Raw genomic sequence first — 20,744 nt, 5'->3', positions numbered from 1 at the left:
TGGCCGGAACGGCTGGTGGCCTGAGTCAGGGGGCCGCGCACTTGAGCAGGGTGCGCAGGCAGTACTCGCGCGCCTGCCGCGGCGTGGCGGCGCCCGACTGGGTGTAGAAGCGCGCGGTGTAGAGGTTCGACCAGAGCGTCATGCTCAGCCATCCGGCCGGCAGCGACGGGTCGATGCTGCCGTCGGCCTGGCCGCGCGCGACCGCGGCGGCGATCCGCAGCTCGTCGGGTTCGTCCTCCCAGCCGGCCTCGGGGGTCTCCTGGAACCACCAGGCGAACACGTCGAAGGACTCCAGCAGCTCCAGACAGAGCCGGGTGTACGCCTCGAGCCCGGTGCCCTCGTCGAGTTTGGCCTTTTCGAGCGCCGACTCGTATTCGTGCTCGACGAACGCGTTGATGCCGTCGACGAGCTCCTTCCGGCCGGCGTAGTAGCGGTGCAGCGTGCTGCGCGCGACGCCGGCCCGCTGCGCGACGTCCGCGATCGAGGCGGACGGATGCTCGATCAGCGTGCCGATACCTGCCTGCAGGATCGCCCGCCGGGTGCGCTCTCTGGTGGGACTGTCTACTTCCAGCATGGATAGATCATATATGTCCGATGGTGAGAAATGATGTACTAAAGTAGGACAGTGGTGTCCTATCATGGGATCATGATGCCTCAATCTTCCGCGCCCGAGGCGGGCCGAATCTCGCTGTTGTGGTCCTATGCGCGCCCGCACTTGCCGGCGCTGATCCTGTCCCTGGTGCTCGCGCTGGTGACGTCGGCGTCGCAACTGGCCAGCCCGCTCGCGACCCGATCGGTCCTGGACGCGCTGGCCGGCGGCGGTTCGCTGCTGAACCCGGTGCTGATACTTCTCGTACTGCTCGTGGTGGGCGGCGCGGTGGGCTGGTGGCAGTGGGTGATGCTCGGCTCGCTGGCGGAGCGGATCGTGTACGAAGCCCGCCAGGGGATGCTGACCCGGTTCATGCGGGCGCGGGTGTTCCCGCTGCTGCGCCGCCCGGCGGGGGAGCTGGTCACCCGCGTCACCTCGGACTCCGTACTGCTGCGGGAGGCCGCGTCGACCAGCGTGGTCGGGATCATCAACGGCACCGCGCTGCTGATCGGCACGCTGGTGATGATGGCCGTCCTGGACCTGGTCCTGGTGCTGGCCACCGTCGCCGCGGTCGCCGTGGTCGCGGCGGTCACTATCGTGCTGATGCCCGAGATCGGCCGGGCGCAGCGCCGGTCCCAGGCCGCGCTCGGGTCGCTCGGGGCTGAGCTGGAAGGCAATCTGCGGGCGATCAAGACGGTGAAGGCAGCCGGCTCGGAGCAGCGGCAGCTGGACCGGCTGACCGGTCATGCGCGCTCGTCGCGGGACGAGAGTGTTCGCGCGGTCCGGCGGGAGGCGATGGTGTGGACGGTGGCCGGCGGCGGTATCCAGGCGGCGATCATCGTGATTCTCGGTGTCGGGGCGTGGCGGGTGTCCGAAGGCGAGATGACGGTCTCGACGCTGGTCGCGTTTCTGCTGTACGCGTTCGTGCTGCTCGAGCCGGTGTCGACGCTGAGCGAGAACTTGACGGCGTTCCAGTCCGGGCTGGCCGCCGCCGGCCGGATCCGGGAGCTCGAACAACTCGAACAAGAGCCCCCGAGCGAGACCGCGCGCACCGGGCCGGGTGACGCGGGTGACGCGGTTGCATCGGGCGACGCGGTTGCATCGGTCGGCTCGGTCGCTTCGGTCGGCTCGGTCGGCTCGGGCGGGTTGCCGGTGGATCGGGCGGGTGCGGTGATGGAGTTGCGGTCGGTGACGGCTGGGTACGATCCGGCCGGTGAACCGGCGGTGCGTGACCTGGACCTGCGGATTCCGGCGCGCGGTCATCTGGCACTGGTCGGTCCGTCCGGTGCGGGCAAAACCACCGTCTTCTCGCTGTTGCTCGGCTTCCTCAATCCACAGTCCGGCCAACTCACGCTCCAGGGCGTGCCGTACGCGGAAGTGGGACTGCCCGAAGTACGTCGCCGGCTCGCGTACGTGGAACAGGAGACGCCTGTCGTACCCGGGACGATCCGGGACAACCTGACCTTCCTCAACGCCGACGCCACCGACGAGCAGATCCTTGACGTGCTCGATCAGATCCGGCTGCGCGAGACCGTGCTCGCCCTTCCGGACGGGTTGGATACGCCTCTCTCGGACAGCTCGGTTTCCGGCGGGCAGCGGCAGCGGATCGCGTTGGCCCGCGCGTTGCTGGCCGATCCCGAAGTGCTGCTGCTCGACGAGGCGACCGCACAGGTGGACGGGCTGACCGAGAACGCGATCCACGACGCCGTACGCCGTCATGCCGCGCACGCGACCGTCGTGACCATCGCGCACCGGTTGTCCACGGTCATCGACGCGGACGAGATCGTGGTCATGGAAGCGGGCCGGATCGCGGCGCGCGGTACGCATCAGGAGCTGCTCGCGGTCAGCGAGCTCTACCGCAGCCTGGTCCAGGCATTGCGGATCAACACCGAAACGGAGCTGGAAACGGCGGAGCCGGAACCGGATGTGGAGCGCGTGGGTGGGCTGTGAGGGACTCGAACCCCCGACCCCCTCGGTGTAAACGAGGTGCTCTAACCAACTGAGCTAACAGCCCGCGAGGCATGACCGTATCACTCCGGACGGCCCGGACCGAAAAGCATTCGGTCCGGGCCGGCGGCGTCGTTCAGCGCCGGCGTTGCTGGGCGTCGAGGAAGCGCTGGAGGTACTCCTGGAAGCGTTGCACGTCCTTGGCGTCCCAGTCGGCGGTGAGGTCGGCGAAAACCGACTCCTGCCAGCGGTGGGCGGCGGCAAGCATCCGGGCGCCCTTGGCGGTCACGAGCAGATTCCGCTGCCGCGCGTCGGTGGGGGAGGGGACCTTGCGCAGGTACCCGCGCTCGACCGCCTGCGCCAGGAATCGGCTCGCGCCGGACTGATCGATGCCGAGCTCGTCGGCGACCTGGTTCACGGTCGCGCCGCCGTCCCCCTGCAGCGCGGCGACGGCCTCGGTGACCATCACGTCCCGCCCGCGCTCGGCGTCGACCGCCTGCCCCGCCCCGGTCCACCGCCGCGACCAGTACCGCACCACCCGAAACAGCGCCATCCCCGGCTCCACGGAACTCACCGGCCCAGCTTATGCGATTCGCATGGGTGCCAGGCGCGGAAGTTCGCGTGGTGGCCCCGACTGACGGGCTTTGTGACCGATGGCGTGTTGTAGCGCGTCAGCGGTCCAACAACCTGTCAGCGGGGTCGCTTCCCCCAACCACCCGCACCAGTGACTTGCTGGGGACTGGCTGGTTCGGGGAGGGCCGTATCGGAAGCCGTGGTCACTCGTTGGAACCATGTCGGTGGAAGCGGGATTCTTAACCATCGGCTGCTGGGAACGGACTCCTCCAGGGCGGGTTGCGGCTGGTAGGGTTCACGGCTGTCGGTCGGCGCGACGACGCATCGGGTGCACCTGGTCTCGACGCTGTCCGGCAGATGAAACGCAGATGGAAAACGGGGCTGCTGTCGGTGTGAAGTGAGGCGGGTATGCCCTGTACCCGCTCCGTCCAGTTGGGGAGGCACGTGTCCGTGGGTCGCCAACCGGCCGGCGCCTGTGCAGCCCGCATCCGTGCAGTACCGCGTCCGCTGGTGGTGGCATCGGCGTGAGAAGCGGTGCGGACCGGCCGGCGATCTCCACCGGGCCGGCGTTGATGATTCCCGCCGGGTACCCGCGCGACCTGCCGAGCGCGCTGCTCCGGGCCGCGCGTGACTTCGGTGCCGCCGGCGTGGTCGAGATCGGACCGGACGGCCGGGAGACGAAACTCGACTTCCCGACGTTGCTGGAGCTCGCCGCGCGGATCCTCGCGGGCCTGCGCGCGAACGGCGTACGCGCCGGGGACCCCGCGGTCGTGCACTGCACCGAACCGGTCGGTTTCTTCGCCGCGTTCTGGGCCTGCACGCTCGGCGGCATCCGCCCGCTGCTGGTCGCGCCGAACCCGGGCGGCGACCGCACCGAGGAGGGCCGCGAACGGCTCCGCCGGATCACCGACCTGCTCGGCTGGACGGTCCTGATCGGCCGCCCGTCCGACCTGCCGAACGACCTCGGCCTCCCGGTCCTCGACCCGGACGCGATGGCCGGGCACGAGCCGACCTCCGATTTCCACCGCCCGGCCGCGGACGACATCGCCGTCCTGATGATGTCGTCGGGTTCGAGCGGTACGCCGAAGATCGTGCAGCTCACGCACCGCGGTCTGGTCGAGTTTGCCGCGGGTACGCCGGCGATGCTGCCGGTCCGTCCCGGTCAGACCACGCTCAACTGGCTGCCGCTCGACCGCAGCGGCGCGTTCTTGCTGTACCACCTGCTGCCGGTGTTCACCGGGTGCACCAACATCCACGTCAACACCGACTGGGTACTCGAGAACCCGCTCCGCTGGCTGGATCTGATGGACCAGCATCGGGTGAACCATTCCTGGTCGCCGAACTTCGGGTACCGGCTCGCGACCGCCGCCGTCGCCGGGGAGCCGGACCGGCACTGGGACCTGTCCGCGCTGCGCAGTCTGGTCAGCGGCGGTGAGCAGATCACCGTGCCGGTGATGTCGGAGTTCCTGCGGGTGACGAACCGGTTCGGTGTCGTACCGGAAACGTTCGTCGCGGCGTGGGGGATGACCGAGACAGTCACCGGAATCACGTTCGCCCGGCCGGGACTGACGCCGAACGTACACCGCGTACGCATCCCACCGACCGGCGTCGTCGAGTGGGTCGACCAGCGCCCTTCGTCCGGCAAGGTCGCGGTCGCAAGACCCGGCAAGCCGCGTACGGAGGCGCCCGGCGTACTGAGCCTCGTATCGGTCGGAGCGCCCGCGCCCGGTACGACCGTACGCATCGTCGCCCCCAACGGCGCCGTCCTTCCGGAGGGCCGGATCGGCCAGCTGCAGGTCGCGTCCGCGCGGGTCACCCCCGGGTACCTCGGCAACCTCGACGCCGACCGCGCTGCCTTCCCGGTCGGCAACTGGCCGGCCCGCAAATGGCTCGCCACCGGCGACCAGGGCTTCATCACCGGCGGCCAGGTCGTCATCACCGGCCGGGACAGCGAACGCATCATCATGTCCGGCAAACTCCATCATGCGCACGACATCGAGGAAGTCGCCGCAACGGTTGTCGGCGCCGAGCCCGGCCTGGTCGCCGCCTGCGGCGTCCCGCACGAGGAGTCCGGCACCGACCGCCTGGTCATCTTCTACGCGCTGACCCCCGGCGCGATCCCCGGCATGGACCAGGCCATCCGCAGCCTCGTCCAGGCCCGGCTCGGCCTGCAGGCGGAGGTGGTCGGCGTACCCCGCCGCGACTTCCCCACCACCCCCGGCGGCAAGATCCTCCGCCCCCTCCTCAAACAACGCTGGCTCGAAGGCACCCTCGAACCGGCCACCACCCCCCACGTAGAACCCGCCGGCGCCACCCCCAACTCAGGCCCCTCCGGCCAAGGCCCCTCAGCCACCCCAGAGTCAACCCCGTACGCCGAAGAAACCCCCCACCTCCTCCACCACCCAACCGCCCCCACCTCACTGGCCCCCTCCACCGACCCCACGTCGGCCTCCTTCACCGAGCCCACCTCGCTGGCGGCCCTGGCCTCGTCCGCCGAGCTCTCTTCACCGACAGCGCTCACCTCTGAGCCCGCCTCGCCCGTCCCACCGGCGGCCCTGGGTTTGCCCGCCGAGCTCACCTCATCGGCCTCGTCAGCGGCACCTGCCGGCAGCGAGCCCGTCGATCCAGAAGCCGCAACCCTCAAACCAAGCCCCGACGCCCTCGACCTCCCGCTCCAGCCCCCCACCGCGTACGACGAGGACGCCGCCGAACGCACCACCGAACTCCCGGTCATCAGCCTCGCCTGGAAACGCGAACTCCAGCAATCCATCCCCACCCCACCCCAACGCCCCACCCTCGGCACCCCACCCGGCCACCTGACCACCACCACCCCCATCACCGGCCACTCCCCAGCGCCGGATGAAAGCGCCGAGCACGACGACAACGCCCCCGAGAACGCCGCGTACGAGAACGCCGCGTACGAGAACGCCGCGCCCGAGGATGTCGCGCCCGAGAACGCCGCGCCCGAGAACGCCGCGCCGGGGAATGCTGAGTCCGAAGACTCCACGGGGCCCAACTCTCCTGACGCCGAAGCGGAAAACCCACTCGCTGCCGTCACCGCACCCGAACACCGCCCTGCGCAAACCACTGCGCACGAAGTCCCGGACACGGACCACGCAGCCAAACAGGCCGACGGCGATGGCGCGAATGAAGATCGCGTCCAGCAGACCACCGCGCCCGAACGTACACACGCGGATCACACCACCGAACACCCTGAAAACGAAGACACAACCTCGATCGCGGACAACCCCAACGGCACCACAAACGCGAACAAGTCCGACGCCCCAAGCGCAGCCGCGAACAAGGCCGACGCCGCCAACACCGAACCCATCGCCGAGGACCGCGCCGCCGAAACACCTGAAACCAAAGACGCGAACACCAACCCCTCCGCCCCCAAGCCCACAACCACCGAACCCGATGCCGTCAGCGATCACACCCCCGCCGCAATCGCCGACACCGCGGACGACCTGAATACCGACTCTGCCGCCCCCGCAAACGCGGAGGCCGCCGACGCCACGGACGCCGACGCCTCGGATGCCGACGCCACCGCCGAAGCAACCGCCGACGCGGACGCCGAGAGCGCTGATGCGTACGCCACGAGCAGCAACACAGACATCGAGGCAACCAACGCTCAGGTAGCAGGCGCTAACTCCCCTCAGGCAGCAGTCGCCGACCCGACCGACGCCGACACCAACCCGATTCGCACAGCACAGGCCGAAACAGATTCGTCCGACACGAACGGCCCCGACGCCGAAGACCCCAGCACGAACAAGCACACCGCAGACTCAGCTCCCGCACCCCAGGCTGAGCCGGATTCGGTTGGTACGGAGGAAGCCGTCGCCGAAGAGCCGAACGCGATGGGGTCTGACGCAGCCGTCGTTGGCGCGGACCAGATCGAGCCGAACTCGGTCGGCACGGACGAGGTCGCCGCCGACGAGCTCAGCGAGATGGAGCAAAGCACGGATTCGGTCGATGCGGTCCGGGCCGAGCGGGATTCGGTTGGTACGGAGGAAGCCGTCGCCGAAGAGCCGACCGCGATGGGGTCTGGCGCGGGCGTGGTTGGTGCGGATCAGGTTGAGCCGGAATCGGTTGGCACGGACGAGGTCGCCGCCGACGAGCTCAGCGCGACGGAGCACGTCGCCGACTCGGCTCGTGCGGACCAGGTTGAGCCGGATTCGGTCGGTACGGGTGAGGTCGACGCCGACGAGTCCAGGGCGATGGGGTCTGGCGCGGGCGTGGTTGGTGCGGATCAGGTTCAGCCGGACTCGGTTGGCACGGATGAGGTCGCCGCCGACGAGCTCAGCGCGGGTTCGGTTGGTACGGATGACGTCGACCCCGAAGAGCCCAGCGCGTTCGAGCACAGCGTGGATTCGGTTGGTGCGGTCCGGGTTGAGCGGGATTCGATTGGTACGGATGAGGCGGACGCCGACAGGTCCGGCGTGGTGGGGTCTGGCGCGGGTCTGGTTGATGCGGACCAGGCTGAGCCGGATTCGGTTCGTACGGATGAGGTGGACGCCGAAGAGCTCAGCGTGGTGGAGCGCGGCGCGGATTCGGTTGGTACGAGTGAGGTCGTCGCTGAAGAGCTCGTTGCGGAGGAACTCGGCGCGGAGTCGGCTGGCGCGGATGAGGGTGGTGCGGAGCTGGACGGCGCGGATGGGCGTCGTGCGGATGGCGTAAGCGGGGAGCAGGAAAGCGCCGGTGCCGGGTCCGTTGAGAGTGACGCCGAGGCCGTTGGCGGTGACGTCGAGCCCGTTGAGGGTGACGCCGAATCCGTTGAGGGTGGCGCGGAGTCTGTTGGCGGTGGTGCCGGGTCTGTTGAGGGTGGCGCGGAGTCTGTTGGCGGTGGTGCCGAGTCCGTTGAGGGTGGCGCCGAGTTCGTTGACGGGAATGCCGGGGCTGTTGAGGGCGGGGCGGAGTCCGTTGAGGCTGGCGTGGATTCTGTGGAGACTGCGGCGGGGTCTGTTGACGGGGACAGCGACGGCGATGGGGAGGTCGGGGGCGGCTCGGAGGTTGTTGGCGGGGGTGGAGGCGTTGATACTGCGGCCTCTGATGCCGGGAATGCTCGTGCGGTAGGCGACGTACTTGAGCGGGCTCAGGTGGATGCTGCTGATGGTGCGGGTGGCGACGCTCAGGTGGATGGTGCGGGCGGCGGCGCTCGAGTACCTGTAGCTGCTGATGACCGGGGCGAGGTGGTGCCCGGCGAGGTGGCGGGTGGTGGGGCTCTGGATGCGGAAGACGAGGGTGTTGAGCTCGGGGCCGGCGCTGCGGACGGGCGTGAGGGTGAGGGCCTCGGTGCTGCTGCGGTGTCGACTGTTGCGGCGGTCGCCGGTGGGGTGGTTGTTGGGGAGCGGAAGGCGGCTGTGGTTGAGCCGGTGGCTGTGGTGGGGGTGGCCGGGCGGTTCCCGGGGGCGGAGACGCTTGAGCAGTTCTGGGACAACCTGGTTGCGGGGGTGGAGAGTGTTCGGCGGTTCTCGCCTGAGGAGGTTGGGCAGAGTGGGGCCGCTGGTGGTTCGGGTGCGTGGGGTACGGGTGCAGCGGCCGGTCGCGCGGGTGTGCCTGGTGGAGCGGCCGGGCGTACTGGCTCGGGGGTGCGGCCTGCGACTGGTGCCCTCAGGACAACATCTGGTGCCGTGGTGCGGCCCGGGAGTGGTGCGGCGGGATGGGGTGCTGCTGGGCGGCTCGGTGCGGCTAGTGGGGTAGCTGGTACCCGAGCTGGTGCTGCGGGCGCGCGGGCTGGTGCAGGAGGAGCAGCCGACTCCGGCGAGGCGTCCGGTGCAGCAAGTGGGCGCACTGGAGGAGCAACCGGTACTGGCGCCGCATCCAGTGCAGCAGGTGCTCGTGCTGGGGCGGGCGCGGACTCTGGTGCGGTAGCTGCGCGTGCTGGAGCGGCTGGAGCTGGTGCGGCGTCTGGTGCGTCAGGTTCGCGTGCTGGAGCAGCCGGGCCTGGTGCGGCGTCTGGTGCGGCGGGTGAGGGGAGTGCGTCGGGCGGGGATGAGGGGGTTGCTGTTGGTGGGGTGTTGGAGCAGGTTGAGGCGTTTGATGCGCGGTTCTTTGGGTTGAGTGATCGTGAGGCCGAGCTGATGGAGCCGGCGCAGCGGTTGTTTCTTGAGGTTTGTCATCAGGCGCTGGAGCATGGCGGGTACGCGGGTACCACCGGGCGCGTCGGCGTGTTTGCCGGGTCGGGCATGAATCTGTACAACCGGCAGCCGCAGCCCCGTGATTCGATCGCGACGCGGGTGGCGTACCGGCTGGGGCTCACCGGTCCGGCGATCGGCGTACAGTCCGCCTGGTCGTCTTCCTTGGTGGCAGTGCACTTGGCGTGTCAGGCGTTGCGTTCCGGCGACGCGGATCTCGCGCTCGCGGGCGCCGCCGCCGTGCAGGTGCCTCAGGCAACGACCTGTCATCCGGCGCCGGATTCGATCCTGTCGCCGAGCGGACACGTACGCGCCTTTGCCGCGGACGCCGATGGTACGGTCGCGGGCAACGGCGTCGCGGCCGTACTTCTGAAGCGGCTCGACCAGGCGCTGGCCGACGGCGACACGGTGTACGCCGTGATCCGCGGCACCGCGGTCAGTAACGAGGACGCGCCGTCCGGCAACCAGGTCGAGCTGATCGAGCGCGCTCTCGAACGGGCCGGGTTCGACGCCGACTCACTCAGCTACATAGAGGCGAACGGGATCGGCAGCGCGACCGCGGACGCCGCCGAGGTGCGGTCGCTGACGACCGCGCTGCGCCGGCACACCGACAAGGCCGGGTTCTGCACGATCGGTTCGGTGAAGCCGAACATCGGCCACCTGGACAGCGCCGCGGGTATGGCCGGCCTGATCAAGACCATCCTGATGCTGCAGCACCGGATGCTGGTCCCGACCATCAACTACACCGAGCCGAACCCGGCGCTGGAGCTCGACGGCAGCCCGTTCGTGATCGGCACCGAGGCGCGTGCGTGGGAGGCGGGTACGACGCTGCGGGCCGGCGTCAGCGCCCTGGACGCGGGCGGCATGAACGCGCACGTGATCCTCGAAGAGGCGCCCCGGCAGATCCGCCGCGGCGACGACGGTCCGGTCGTACTCCCGCTGTCCGCGCCCGACCCGGACGCCCTCGCCGACCTGGTCGAGCTGTACCGCGCCGACCTCGGACACGGCACCGGCCATCGCCTGATCGACCTGGCCGGCACGGCGGCACTCGGTCGCCCCGCGCACAGGTACCGGGTTGGTGTCGCGGGCGGTTCGGAGGCCGAGCTGGTCGACGCGCTGGCGTCCGCGCAGCCGATCGAGGTACCGCGCGGCGGGCCCGGTCCGTTGGGGTACGCGTTCACCGGGCAAGGCGCCGCGCGGCGTGGGATGGCGGCCGGTTTGGCGGCGCGGTTCCCGGCGTTCCGGTCGGTGCTCGACGAGTGCGATCGCGTGTACAACGAGGAGACCGGCGGCAATCTACTCGAGTTGCTGCTCACCCCGGCGGGTACGACGGAAGGTGTCTGGCCGACCGAGACGGCGCAGCCCGCCTTGTTCGCGTTCGAGCTGGCGCTGGCGCGGTTGTGGCAGTCGTTCGGCGTGCAGCCGGCGTTGGTGGTCGGGCACAGCGTCGGCGAGTACGCGGCGTTGTGTGTCGCGGGTGCGCTTTCGCTGGCCGATGGTGTGCGCCTGACGGCGAAGCGCGGTCAGCTGATGCAGCGCGGGACCGTACCCGGCGCGATGGTCGCGGTCCGGGCGGACGCCGATCGGGTCCGCGAGATTGCTCGTACCGCCGGGGTTGAAGTTGCTGCTGGCAACGGTCCGCAGTCGTTCGTACTGACCGGGTCCGAGGTGATCGTGGGGCAGCTCGCGGCCCAGCTGGACCGGTTGCAGGTCGCGTGGCAACGACTCGACGTGGACCGGGCATTCCACAGTTCGTTGGTTGATCCAATCTTGGCTGACTTCGCGGAGATCGTCAGCGAGATCACGCTCGAGCCGCTGCGTACGCCGATGGTGTCGAGCTGGTCGGGCGAGCTGCTCGAATCCGGGACGGTACTCGACGGCGACTATCTGGTTGGCCAGCTGCGGCAGCCGGTGCTGTTCGGTGACGCGGTCGAGGCGGTGACCGCGGCCGGGTGCCGGCGGTTCCTGGAGCTCGGGCCGGACGCCGTACTCAGTCCGGCCGGGCGCCGGATCGCGCCGAACAGCACGTGGATTCCGGCGCAGCGGCTCGGGCAGGACCCGGTGCTCGCGACCATGAACGGGCTGGCCGAGCTGTACGAGCAAGGCACCGAGATCGCCTGGGCGAAGGTGTACCCGGATGGCGGGCGCGTGCCGTTGCCGACGTACCCGTTCCGCCGGGTACATCACGTGGTCGACCCGTCGGCGACCGTACACGCCGTCGGGCCGGGGTTGATAGTTGCCGGGGACAACGGTGCGGTGCCGTCGCGGGTGAACGCTTTCGAGCGGGCGGCGCGGGCGCAGACGCCGGTGTTCGACCCGCCCTCGAGTGCCGCGGTGAAACGCATTCCGCTGGACCCGCCGGCCGAGCCCGAAGCGGTTGCCGTGGAGCCGGTCGAGGAAGCGGAACGGTCGCCGTTCGCGTTGCCGGCGGAGACGCACCAGATCGACGCCGACTACCTGGCGCGGGCCGGATCGCTGCCGGGTGACGAGGTGTCGGCGGAGCGGTACCGCGATTCGCTCGATGTGGTTCTCGATCTGACCTGCGAGGAGCTCAGGCTCGACCCGTACGACCTGACCGTCGACCACACCTTCGCCGAACTCGGCGCGACACCCGCGTCGATGGCGCCGGTGATCGACGAGATCAACAGCCGCTTCGGGGCGGAGGTCGCGCCGGACGACCTCTTCCTCACGTACACGACCCCACACAAACTCGCGACCGCCGTCGCGGTGCAGTCGGCGACTGAGGCCGACAAGAGTGATGCCGAGGCGTACGCGGGTGGGGCGGATGCGCTAGCAGGCGATGGCGCCGGAACCGACGGTTCTGGGGCCAATGGTCCTGGAACTGATAGCTCCGGAGACGACCGCGTTGGAGTTGACCCCGTTGGAGGCGACCGCGCCGGAGTTGAGCGCGCCGGAGTTGGGCGCGCCGGGGAAGGCGCGTCCGAGGGTGAGCCTGCTGGAGAGGATGTGCGCGGGCTTGGGGAGCAGCGGGTCAGCGGTCCTGCTGAGGATGCGTTCAGCGCTGGCGAGGTTGTTGCCGTGGTGGACCTGGACGGTGCGCGCGAAGAGGCTGCGGATGCGGCGGGTGCGAGCGCTGCGGTTGAGGACGCCGAGGTTGATGGTTCGGAGAGTGCGGATGGGGCGGGGGACTCTCGGGCCGCGTTGACTGTGTTGGGTTCGGGGTTGGCCGAGCTTGCCGCGCGGGTGGATGCGGCGGCCGCGGCAACCGGCGCGGCAGAGCTGCCGGGCAGTGGGATGGCTGCGCTGATGTCACAGCAGTTGCGCGTAGCCGGTCAGCTGGTGGACGGCGTCACCAAGCTGATGCGCGAACAACTGAACCTCCTGGACCAGCACCACCCAACCGAGCGTGCCAACCCAGAACAACCACCCGCCGAACCCATGACCGGTGCTGACGGAGCTGACGAGCGTACGCCGGCCGGCGAGGCTGGCGGACCTGACGGGCGTACGTCGGCCGGCGAGGGCGGGGGAGCTGACGGGCGTACGTCGGCTGGCGCGGGTGTTGTGGTCGAGCGGGCTGGTGTTGGTGTGGCTTCGGTCGGTCGGGTTCGGATGAGGGATCTGCCGACTGCTGCGGGGGTAAGCCAGGAACACCCTTCCAGCGTGGACAGCACGGTCGGCAGCACAACCGGCGATGCAGCTGACAGCACGACCGAGAACACGACAGAACCTGACGACACCAGCACGGTCGAACAAGTCGACAACAACACGACCAGAACCACAGCCGACAGCACCCCCGAGAAGACGCCCGACGGTGCGCCGGACGTGGCGAGCGAGGGTACGCGCGAGGTGGCGGCCGAGAGTGCGCCTGAGGAGGCGGCCGAGAGTACCTCCAAGGAGGCGGTTGACGGTACGTCTGAGGAGTCGACCGACGGTACGCCCGCGACGGCGGTTGACGGTACGCGCGAGAAGGTCGCCGAGAGTGCGCCCGGAGGTGCGGTCGACAGTACGCCCGAGAAAGCGGTCGGTGGTGCAGGCGAGGGCGCGGGTGACATCGCGTCCGAGGGCGACACCGCGTCGGAGGGAGATGCTGCGTCTGAGGGTGCCGTCGGCGGTGCGGGCGATGGTGTGTCTGAGGGTGCTGACGAAAAGGTGCTCGGCGGTGCGAGTGCTGGTGTGGATGATGTGGCGGCTGAGGTCGCGGTCGGTGGGGCGGACGAGCGGCCAGGCGAGTACGCAGGCGCGAGTGCTGCTGCGGGTGCGGTTGGCGGGCAGGCTCGGCTGGATGACAGCGGCTCGGGCGAAGGCTTGGATGACGCCGGGGCTGAGGTCGGTGGTTCTGTCGGGCGGGTGGATGACCTCGCGGGCGTAGGTGTGGCTGAAGGTGCCGTCGATGGGCCGGTTGAGCGGGCGGATGGCGGCGCTGGCGCGGACGGTACGGCTGCTGCTGACCGTGTCGGTGGTGGGGTGGACGACGAGGCCGGCGACCGTGCGAAAGGCGACGGACCTGAGCTGAGCGACGCCGTCGGCGCCCGGGCGAGCGGCGGGGAGGGGGTGACCGACGGCTCCGGTGATCGTGTGGAGGGCGACGGACCTGAGCTGAGCGGCGACGCCGGGGATCGGGCGGGTGACGATGCCGGCGAGAAGGCAAGTGATGGCGCGGGCGTGAGGGTGAGTGACGGCGCTGGCGAGAAGGCGAGCGTCGGTGGCGAGGGCGTCGCGGCTGACGGTGCTGACGGTGCTGACGAGGGGGACTGGCGGCGGGGGGATTTGGTTTATTGGGATGGGGTTTTGGTGGGGGCGGGGCCCTTGGTGTTGGTGGGGGATCGGGGGGTGGGGGACGACGGTGCGGTTGGGGCCGTGAAGCGGGAGTTGGAGGAGGAGCTCGGGGACGCGGTGTTTGCGTTCAGTCGGGAGCGGAAGCTCAATCCGGTGATGACGATGTTCGCGGCCGTGGTGACCGTGCTTGGGCGGTTTGCGGCGCAGGATGATGTGATTGTCGGGTCGGCGCTGGTGCGGGCGAAGGGTGATACGACGACGGCGCCGCGGCGGGCGCTGCCGCTGCGGATCGATCTTTCCGGTGAGCCGGATCTCGGCGAGCTCGCCCAGCGGGTACGCGATGTCGCCGCCGAAGCCTTCCAGCACGCGGGTACGGACCTTGCCCTGCTCGACCGCGAACCGCTGTTCCAGATCCTGGTCGACTTCGAGGACGATGACGACGAGCTGCCGGCGTCGGTCGACCTGCGCTTCCGTCTGACGCACCACGGCGCCGGCATCACGTGTACGGCCGACTATCGCCCCGCGCTGTTCGCGCAGAGCACCGTGGAACGCCTGCTCGACTACCTCGCCGAAGTGTTGCGCAGGGCAACCACCAGCCCGAGCCTCCGCCTCCCGGAGCTCGTCCTCCCGATCGAATCCGACCTGCCCGTACTCCGCGACCTGGAAGCCGACGCGGACCAGGCCGGCCCGATCGGACGCGTCCGCCGGGATGCCGTGATCGCCGGTGAACTCAGCGGACTGCACACTCTCTTCGAGCGTCAGGTGGCCCGTACGCCGGACGCGATCGCTTTGGTGCAAGGCGATCGCGAGCTCACGTACGCCGAACTGGACCGCCGGTCGAACGCGGTCGCGTGGCAGCTCACCGACCTTGGCGTGAAGCCGGGCCAGCTGGTCGCGGTGCGTGTTGCCCGAGGCACCGAAATGGTCGTCGCGGTGCTGGCGGTGCTGAAGTCCGGCGCGGCGTACCTGCCGCTCGACCCGGGCGTACCGGAGTCCCGCTGGGCGTTCATGGTGCAGGACGCGGGCGCGGTCGCGATGGTCGGCGACGACGCGGCGCTGGCGGACCGGCTCGGTCTGCGCCTGGTCCCGGTCGCGGCCACCGACGGCGACCCGCGGGCGCGGCAGGCGCCGCCGGTGCGCGCCGCGGCGGACGACATCGCGTACTGCATCTACACCTCCGGCTCGACCGGTAACCCGAAGGGCGTCGTGGTTCCGCATCGCGGCCCGGTGAACCTGGTGCGGCACTACTTGCGTACGCGGCGATCGCTGCGCACCTTGCAGTGGACCTCGTTCGGCTTCGACGTCCACGTACAGGAGATGTTCACGACGCTCGCATCCGGCGCCGCGCTGGTACTGATCGGCGAGGACGACCGGTACGACCCGGATGCGGTCGTGGCCGCACTGCGCGACCACGAAGTCGAGCGGCTCTTCATGGCCTTCAGCCCGCTGACCGCCTTGCTGGCAACGATGCGCCGCCTGCCCGAGTTGCCCGCGCTGCGCGAGATCGTCGCGGGCGGCGAGGCGATGGTGCTGACCCACAAGGTGCGCGATTTCCTCGCGGCGCACCCGGACTGCCGGTTGTTCAACGAGTACGGGCCGGCCGAGGCGTCGATCGTGACCACGATCCACGAGGTCGACCCGGCGGAGGACCGGCCTTCGATCGGGCGGCCGATCGAAGGTGTCGTCGTACGCCTGCTGGACGAGGCGTCGCGCCCGGTTCCGGTCGGTGCGATCGGCGAGATCTACCTCGGTGGCGCGGCGGTTGCCCAGGGCTACATCGGCCGTCCGGAGGAGACCGAGCGCGCGTTCGTCCCCGACCCGGGGCATCCGGGCGCGCGGCTGTACCGCAGTCGCGATCTCGGTCGCTGGCGTGTCGACGGCACCCTGGAGTACCTGGGTCGCGCCGACGACCAGGTGAAGATCCGCGGCCACCGAGTCGAACCGGGCGAGACCGAGCACGTACTGGCCGACCAGCCCGGTGTTGTCGACGCGGTCGTGGTCGCCAACTCGGACCCGGCCGGCGACACCTGCCTGATCGGGTATGTGGTCCTTGAAGACAGCGATCCCGCGGTACTGGCCCGGCTGATGCTCGACCTGGGCAAGGAACTTCCGATCTACCTGGTCCCGGCGGACCTGATCCCGATCGAGGAGCTCCCGCTGGACGACAACGGCCGCCTGGACCGCGCCCGCCTGCCCGAACCCGAATGGCTGCACCCGTAAGCCGCAAGCAGACGAGCCGTAAGAGCCGGCAGAATCGTAAGAGCCGGCAGAGCCGTAAGAAGCAAGCCTCCGTTCTGCACCGTGGACGGGGGGTCAGGTCCGGTGGCAGCCCTCCCGCGGCCACCGACCGCCGTTCACGGTGCAGAACCCACGATCGATCCTCACCCTCCGAAGGATCGTTCGCGTTCGAGTCGGTCGGACGTTGCCGAAGGCATGCTGGTTCCCGACCGGTGGGTGACACGGTTGCGGCGGGTGAGTTTCCGCACCCGCCGCTCACGTGGTTCGGTTGATCCAAGGCCCCCCTCGATCAACCGCTTCCGGCCGGTCCGAGCCCCCTCGACCGCCCGTGGATGCCGGTGCCCCCACCCCATCCATCCGTTGCATCGGGTGACGTAGGGCGGTCGTTACACACTTTCCCGAGATTCGTAAAAATTGCGCAAAGGTGCGCGTGAGAACCCTTACCGGCGAAAGAAACTGTGCAATAGCTCAGGCCAGCGCGGCCCAGGCCTGGTGCGCGGCGCCGAGCAGCCCGGCGTTGTCCAGCTGAGCGGGCTCGACCGCGAGTTCGGTGATGAAGGGCAGCTGGGCCAGCCGCTTCACCCACGCCTGCACCGGATCGAACAGCACCGGCCCCGCCTTCGCCACCCCGCCGCCGATCACGACGGTGGTCAGGTCGACGGTCACCGCGGTAGCGACGATCCCGGCCGCGAGCGCCTGCGCGCCGTCGTCGAACGTGGCCAGCGCCAGCTCGTCCCCGGCGGCGGCGTCGGCAGCCAGTACGGCCGCGTCCACGTCCTCTTCGGTACGCCACCCGCGCCGCTTGGCGCGGGCGACCATCCGCGGACCACTCGCGTACGCCTCGACGCACCCGTACGACCCGCAGGCGCACGCCTCGCCGTCCTGATCGACGACGACGTGGCCGATGTGCGCCGCGTTGCCGGACTGGCCGATCAGCGGTTTGCCGTCGACCACCAGACCGCCGCCGACGCCGGTCGACACGACGATCCCGAGCAGCGTCTTCGCGCCCCGGCCGGCACCACTCCAGTACTCGCCGAGCGCGAAGCAGTGACCGTCCATGCCGAGCGTGACGGGTACGTCGCCGGTCAGCGCCCGGACCCGGTCGACGAGCGGAAAGTTGCGCCAGCCGGGGATGTTCACGGGCGAGACCAGGCCGTGCCGCTGGTCGAGCGGTCCGGCCGAGCCGATACCGACCGCGAGCGGGGTGGCGTCGCCGCGAACCCGCTCGATCAGCTCACCGAGCGCGGCGAACACCTGGTCGGCGCCGCCGTCCGGAGTACGGATCCGGTCGCCGGCCAGAATCGTGCCGTCGGCGGAGACCAAAGCGGCGGCCAGTTTCGTGCCGCCGATGTCGATTCCCAGCACGGTTCCCCGCGCCGGCGCTGCGTGGTCGCTCATCGTCCCCCCGGTCAGGGCGGTCAGGTCGAGAGACAACGTTATCCGTAGTCGGCCAGAACAGACAGGGCTCAACTAAGGTAATCACGGCAAACGCGCTGGAAGGCGGCCGTTAACCGTCATGACAGGACTTGACAACGATACCCCTCCATCGGTTTTCGGCAGCTAATTATTAGCTGTCAGTGACGGCGTGGCCGGGCTGGCGCGAGCCGGTGCGGGGCTGAGAGGGTTGGCGGATGAGTGATCAACTGGAGCGTGACGCGGCCGGCTCGCTGGTGGTCGGTTTCACCGGGACGACCGCCCCCGACGAGCTTCGCCGCGCGGTGGCGGGCGGCCTCGGCGCGGTCATCCTGTTCACCCGGAACGTGGTGGACGCCGACCAGGTGGCCGCGCTGACGGCGGCATTGCGGGCCGAGCGCCCGGACCTGATCGTCGCCATCGACCACGAAGGCGGCGAGTTCAGCCACCTCGCCCCGGCGAATCCGTGGCCGCTGGCCAGCCCACGCGTACTGGGCGACCTCGACGACGTCGAGCTGACCCGCGCCTCGGCGCGCGATGCGGCCGCGACGCTGGCGGCGCTCGGCATCGACCTGATGCTCGCGCCGTCGGTGGACGTGAACAGCAACCCGGCGAACCCGATCATCTCCACCCGCTCGTTCGGCCGGACCGCGGAGGTGGTGTCCCGGCACGGCGTTGCCTTCGTCCGGGGAGTCCACGACGCCGGGATCGCGGCCTGCCCGAAGCACTTCCCGGGTCACGGCGACGTCGCCGTCGACTCGCACACCGACCTGCCCCGGGTGGACCGTTCGGCCGCGGCGGTCGAGGCCGTCGAGCTCGCGCCGTTCCGGGCCACCATCGCCGCCGGCGCCGACGTGGTGATGAGCGCCCACATCGTGTTCTCCGCGTACGACGACCAGCCGGCCACCCTTTCGCACCGAATCCTGACCGGGCTGCTCCGTGAGCAACTCGGCTTCACCGGCGTGATCACCACCGACGCGCTCGAGATGCAGGCGATCACCAGGCACCGCTCGATCGAGGACGCCGCGGTCGCGTCGATCGCCGCGGGCGCCGACCTGGCCATGATCGCGGTCGGTACCGCCGATCCGCAGGCGCTGACGGCGCAGGTGGCCGAGTCCGTACGCCACGGAACCGTGCCCGCCGAACGCGTGGCCGACGCGGCCGCCAGGGTCCGCGCCCTTGCCGCGTCACTCGGTCAGCGCGGCCGGCACTCCGGCCTCAACGGCGCACCGATCCGCGAGGTAGCGGCCCGGGTGATCGCGCGTCAGACCTTCCCCGCGCTGGGCCCCGCGCCGTACGTGGTAGACCTGACCCAGGGCCTGCACCCGGCCTGGAACCCTTATTTCGCGGGGCTTCCGGAGATCTTCACCCGGGTGTCGCCTGATGCCGACGGAGTCGTCCTGCGCGGCGAACACCACCTGACCGAGAACGCCGAGCCTGCCACCGACGTCATTGCCAAGGCAGCCCAGGCCGCTCAGGGCCGCCCGTTGGTGATCGCCGTCCAGGACGCGATCCGTACGCCGTGGATGCGCGAAACCCTCAACCACCTGATCGCGGGCCACCCGGACAACGTGTTCGTCCTCTGCACCGGCATCCCCGAGGACCAGGCGCTGGTGCCGGCCGGCATCCCGTCCGCGACCACGTCCGGCCGCAACCTGGTCGTCCTGGAAGCTGTCGCCCGCACACTGACCGGCAGCTGAAAGTCGGCAGCTCGACAGGAGGTGTCCGCCGCCCGCCGCACGTTCCACGCTCAGCCGAACCCCCACGAGGCGGCCACCGGCCGACACCTCCTGTCGAGCTGCCGATCAGCCCAACCGGCAACCTAGCTCCAGATCCAGGGCGTTCTGCTCGACGTAGTTGAGAGCGTGCCGCACGGCGCCGACGGACACTATCGCGTCGCCCAGCGACGAGACGGCGACCCGGGGAGGCGTGCTGGTGTACCCGGCCAGTTGTTTGTCCAGGTCGGGGAGCAGGGCGGAGGCGGCGTCGGCGACCGCGCCGCCGAGGACGACCAGCTCCGGGTTGAACAGGATGCCTAGGGTGGCGACGACTCGCGCGGTCCGGGCGGCGATATCCTGAAGGATGCCCAGGGCAACCTTGTCGCCGGCCTCGGCCGCGCTGAAGACCTGCTCGGCGGTCACCTCGCCGTCGGTCGCCAGCTCGCTCAGCGCGGTCCGTACGGACGGATCGGCGACGGCCCGAGTGCCCTCCTCGCGGGCGATCCGGGCGATACCGTGGGTGTCGCCAACGCCCTCGAGCAGTTTGAGGAACACCATCTCGCCCGCGCCGCCGCGACTGCCGTGCAGCAGGCGCCCCGAGTCCATCAGCCCGGACCCGAACCGTTCCCCGGCCAGCAGAACCACCAGGTCGTCGACGTTGCGGGCCTCGCCGCGCCAGTGCTCGCCGAGGGTGGCCAGGTTGGCGTCGTTCTCCAGCAGGACAGGCCAGCCGTGCAACTCGGTCAGCCGTGCCGCCAGGCCGCTGTCGAACCGCCGCCAGAACTCGTCGTCGACCAGGATGTTTCCGTCCCGGTCGACCGGTGCCGCCACGCCGGCTCCGGCGGCGAGCACCTCGGCGTCGGACACCCCCGCGGACGTCAGTGCCTCGACCACCGTCGCGTGCACGATCCCGGTCCGTTCGCCGGCCGTCTTCACCCCGGCCGCGGACCGGCCGGCCTTCGCCACCGTTTCGCCGCGCAGATCCGAGACCAGTACGGTCGTCTTGGCGGCACCGATGTCGATACCGAGCACGTACCCGGCGCGGCCGTTGAACTCGAACCGGCGCGAGGGCCGGCCGACCGTGGTCCGGCCCGGGTCGAGTTCGACCACCCAGCCCATCGAGATCAGGTCGTTGCAGACCGCGTGCACGGTGGCCCGGGTGAGACCGGTGGCCTCGATCAGGCCGGTTCCCGTCATCACTTGCGCGCGGTTGAGCACGCCGAGCACCTTGCCCGCGTTCACCCGGCGCAACATCGTCGGAGTGGCCGTTGGCGGGGTAGCCGGTGGTTTCGCCATCAAAGCCCCTTGACCTGGTCGTCGTCTCGCCCGCAGAATACATGCAGATTCTAAATTTAGAGCCTATATATAAACCCTGGGTTACCAACAGATTCCGAG

7 protein-coding genes and 1 tRNA gene are annotated in these 20,744 nt (G+C 70.0%); 3 read left to right on the top strand and 5 right to left on the bottom strand.

The features are described 5' to 3' along the window. Positions 1 to 25 precede the first annotated feature (25 nt). A complete protein-coding gene (locus HDA44_RS13390) occupies positions 26 to 574 on the bottom strand; it encodes a TetR/AcrR family transcriptional regulator (protein WP_184834289.1) in 549 nt (182 codons plus the stop codon). A gap of 72 nt (positions 575 to 646) precedes the next feature. Here HDA44_RS13390 and HDA44_RS13385 point away from each other — a divergent pair, with 72 nt between their 5' ends. Further along, positions 647 to 2,539: an ABC transporter ATP-binding protein gene (locus HDA44_RS13385; RefSeq protein ID WP_184834288.1), complete on the top strand. Its 1,893-nt coding sequence runs from the start codon at positions 647 to 649 to the stop codon at positions 2,537 to 2,539. On the opposite strand, the gene HDA44_RS13380 is transcribed toward HDA44_RS13385, so the two are convergent. Next, positions 2,530 to 2,603, bottom strand: a tRNA-Val gene (locus HDA44_RS13380). The genes HDA44_RS13385 and HDA44_RS13380 overlap by 10 nt on opposite strands. 69 nt (positions 2,604 to 2,672) lie before the next feature. Then, positions 2,673 to 3,110 carry a MarR family transcriptional regulator gene (locus HDA44_RS13375; protein ID WP_202887348.1) on the bottom strand — a complete coding sequence of 146 codons (438 nt, stop codon included), beginning with the start codon at positions 3,108 to 3,110 and terminating at the stop codon, positions 2,673 to 2,675. 523 nt (positions 3,111 to 3,633) lie between these two features. On the opposite strand from HDA44_RS13375, the gene HDA44_RS13370 reads away from it, so the two are divergent. Then, on the top strand, positions 3,634 to 16,200 hold the full coding sequence (locus HDA44_RS13370; protein WP_184834286.1) for a non-ribosomal peptide synthetase/type I polyketide synthase: 12,567 nt from the start codon (positions 3,634 to 3,636) through the stop codon (positions 16,198 to 16,200). A gap of 486 nt (positions 16,201 to 16,686) precedes the next feature. Here the strand turns inward: HDA44_RS13370 and HDA44_RS13365 are convergent, their stop codons facing one another. Next, positions 16,687 to 17,616 carry an ROK family protein gene (locus tag HDA44_RS13365; protein WP_184834284.1) on the bottom strand — a complete coding sequence of 310 codons (930 nt, stop codon included), beginning with the start codon at positions 17,614 to 17,616 and terminating at the stop codon, positions 16,687 to 16,689. Positions 17,617 to 17,849: 233 nt separating this feature from the next. On the opposite strand from HDA44_RS13365, the gene nagZ reads away from it, so the two are divergent. Then, the gene (gene nagZ / locus HDA44_RS13360; RefSeq protein WP_184834282.1) at positions 17,850 to 19,331 is read left to right on the top strand and encodes a beta-N-acetylhexosaminidase; all 1,482 of its coding nucleotides are present in this window, start codon (positions 17,850 to 17,852) and stop codon (positions 19,329 to 19,331) included. A gap of 105 nt (positions 19,332 to 19,436) precedes the next feature. Here nagZ and HDA44_RS13355 read toward each other — a convergent pair whose 3' ends face one another. Then, complete coding sequence (locus HDA44_RS13355; protein WP_184834280.1) at positions 19,437 to 20,645, bottom strand: ROK family transcriptional regulator; 1,209 nt, start codon at positions 20,643 to 20,645, stop codon at positions 19,437 to 19,439. Positions 20,646 to 20,744: the final 99 nt, after the last annotated feature.

Origin of the sequence: Kribbella solani (assembly GCF_014205295.1) — a bacterium.
Lineage (GTDB): Bacteria > Actinomycetota > Actinomycetes > Propionibacteriales > Kribbellaceae > Kribbella > Kribbella solani.
The sequence above is the reverse complement of the archived record's forward strand: the minus strand, read 5'-3'. Positions and strand labels throughout refer to the sequence as shown.

Bases quoted from the DNA above. Each gene is read 5' to 3' on its own strand.
- HDA44_RS13390 (WP_184834289.1), bottom strand. From the start codon at position 574: ATGCTGGAAGTAGACAGTCCCACCAGAGAGCGCACCCGGCGGGCGATC.
- HDA44_RS13365 (WP_184834284.1), bottom strand. From the start codon at position 17,616: ATGAGCGACCACGCAGCGCCGGCGCGGGGAACCGTGCTGGGAATCGAC.
- HDA44_RS13355 (WP_184834280.1), bottom strand. From the start codon at position 20,645: ATGGCGAAACCACCGGCTACCCCGCCAACGGCCACTCCGACGATGTTG.
- nagZ (WP_184834282.1), top strand. From the start codon at position 17,850: ATGAGTGATCAACTGGAGCGTGACGCGGCCGGCTCGCTGGTGGTCGGT.
- HDA44_RS13385 (WP_184834288.1), top strand. From the start codon at position 647: ATGATGCCTCAATCTTCCGCGCCCGAGGCGGGCCGAATCTCGCTGTTG.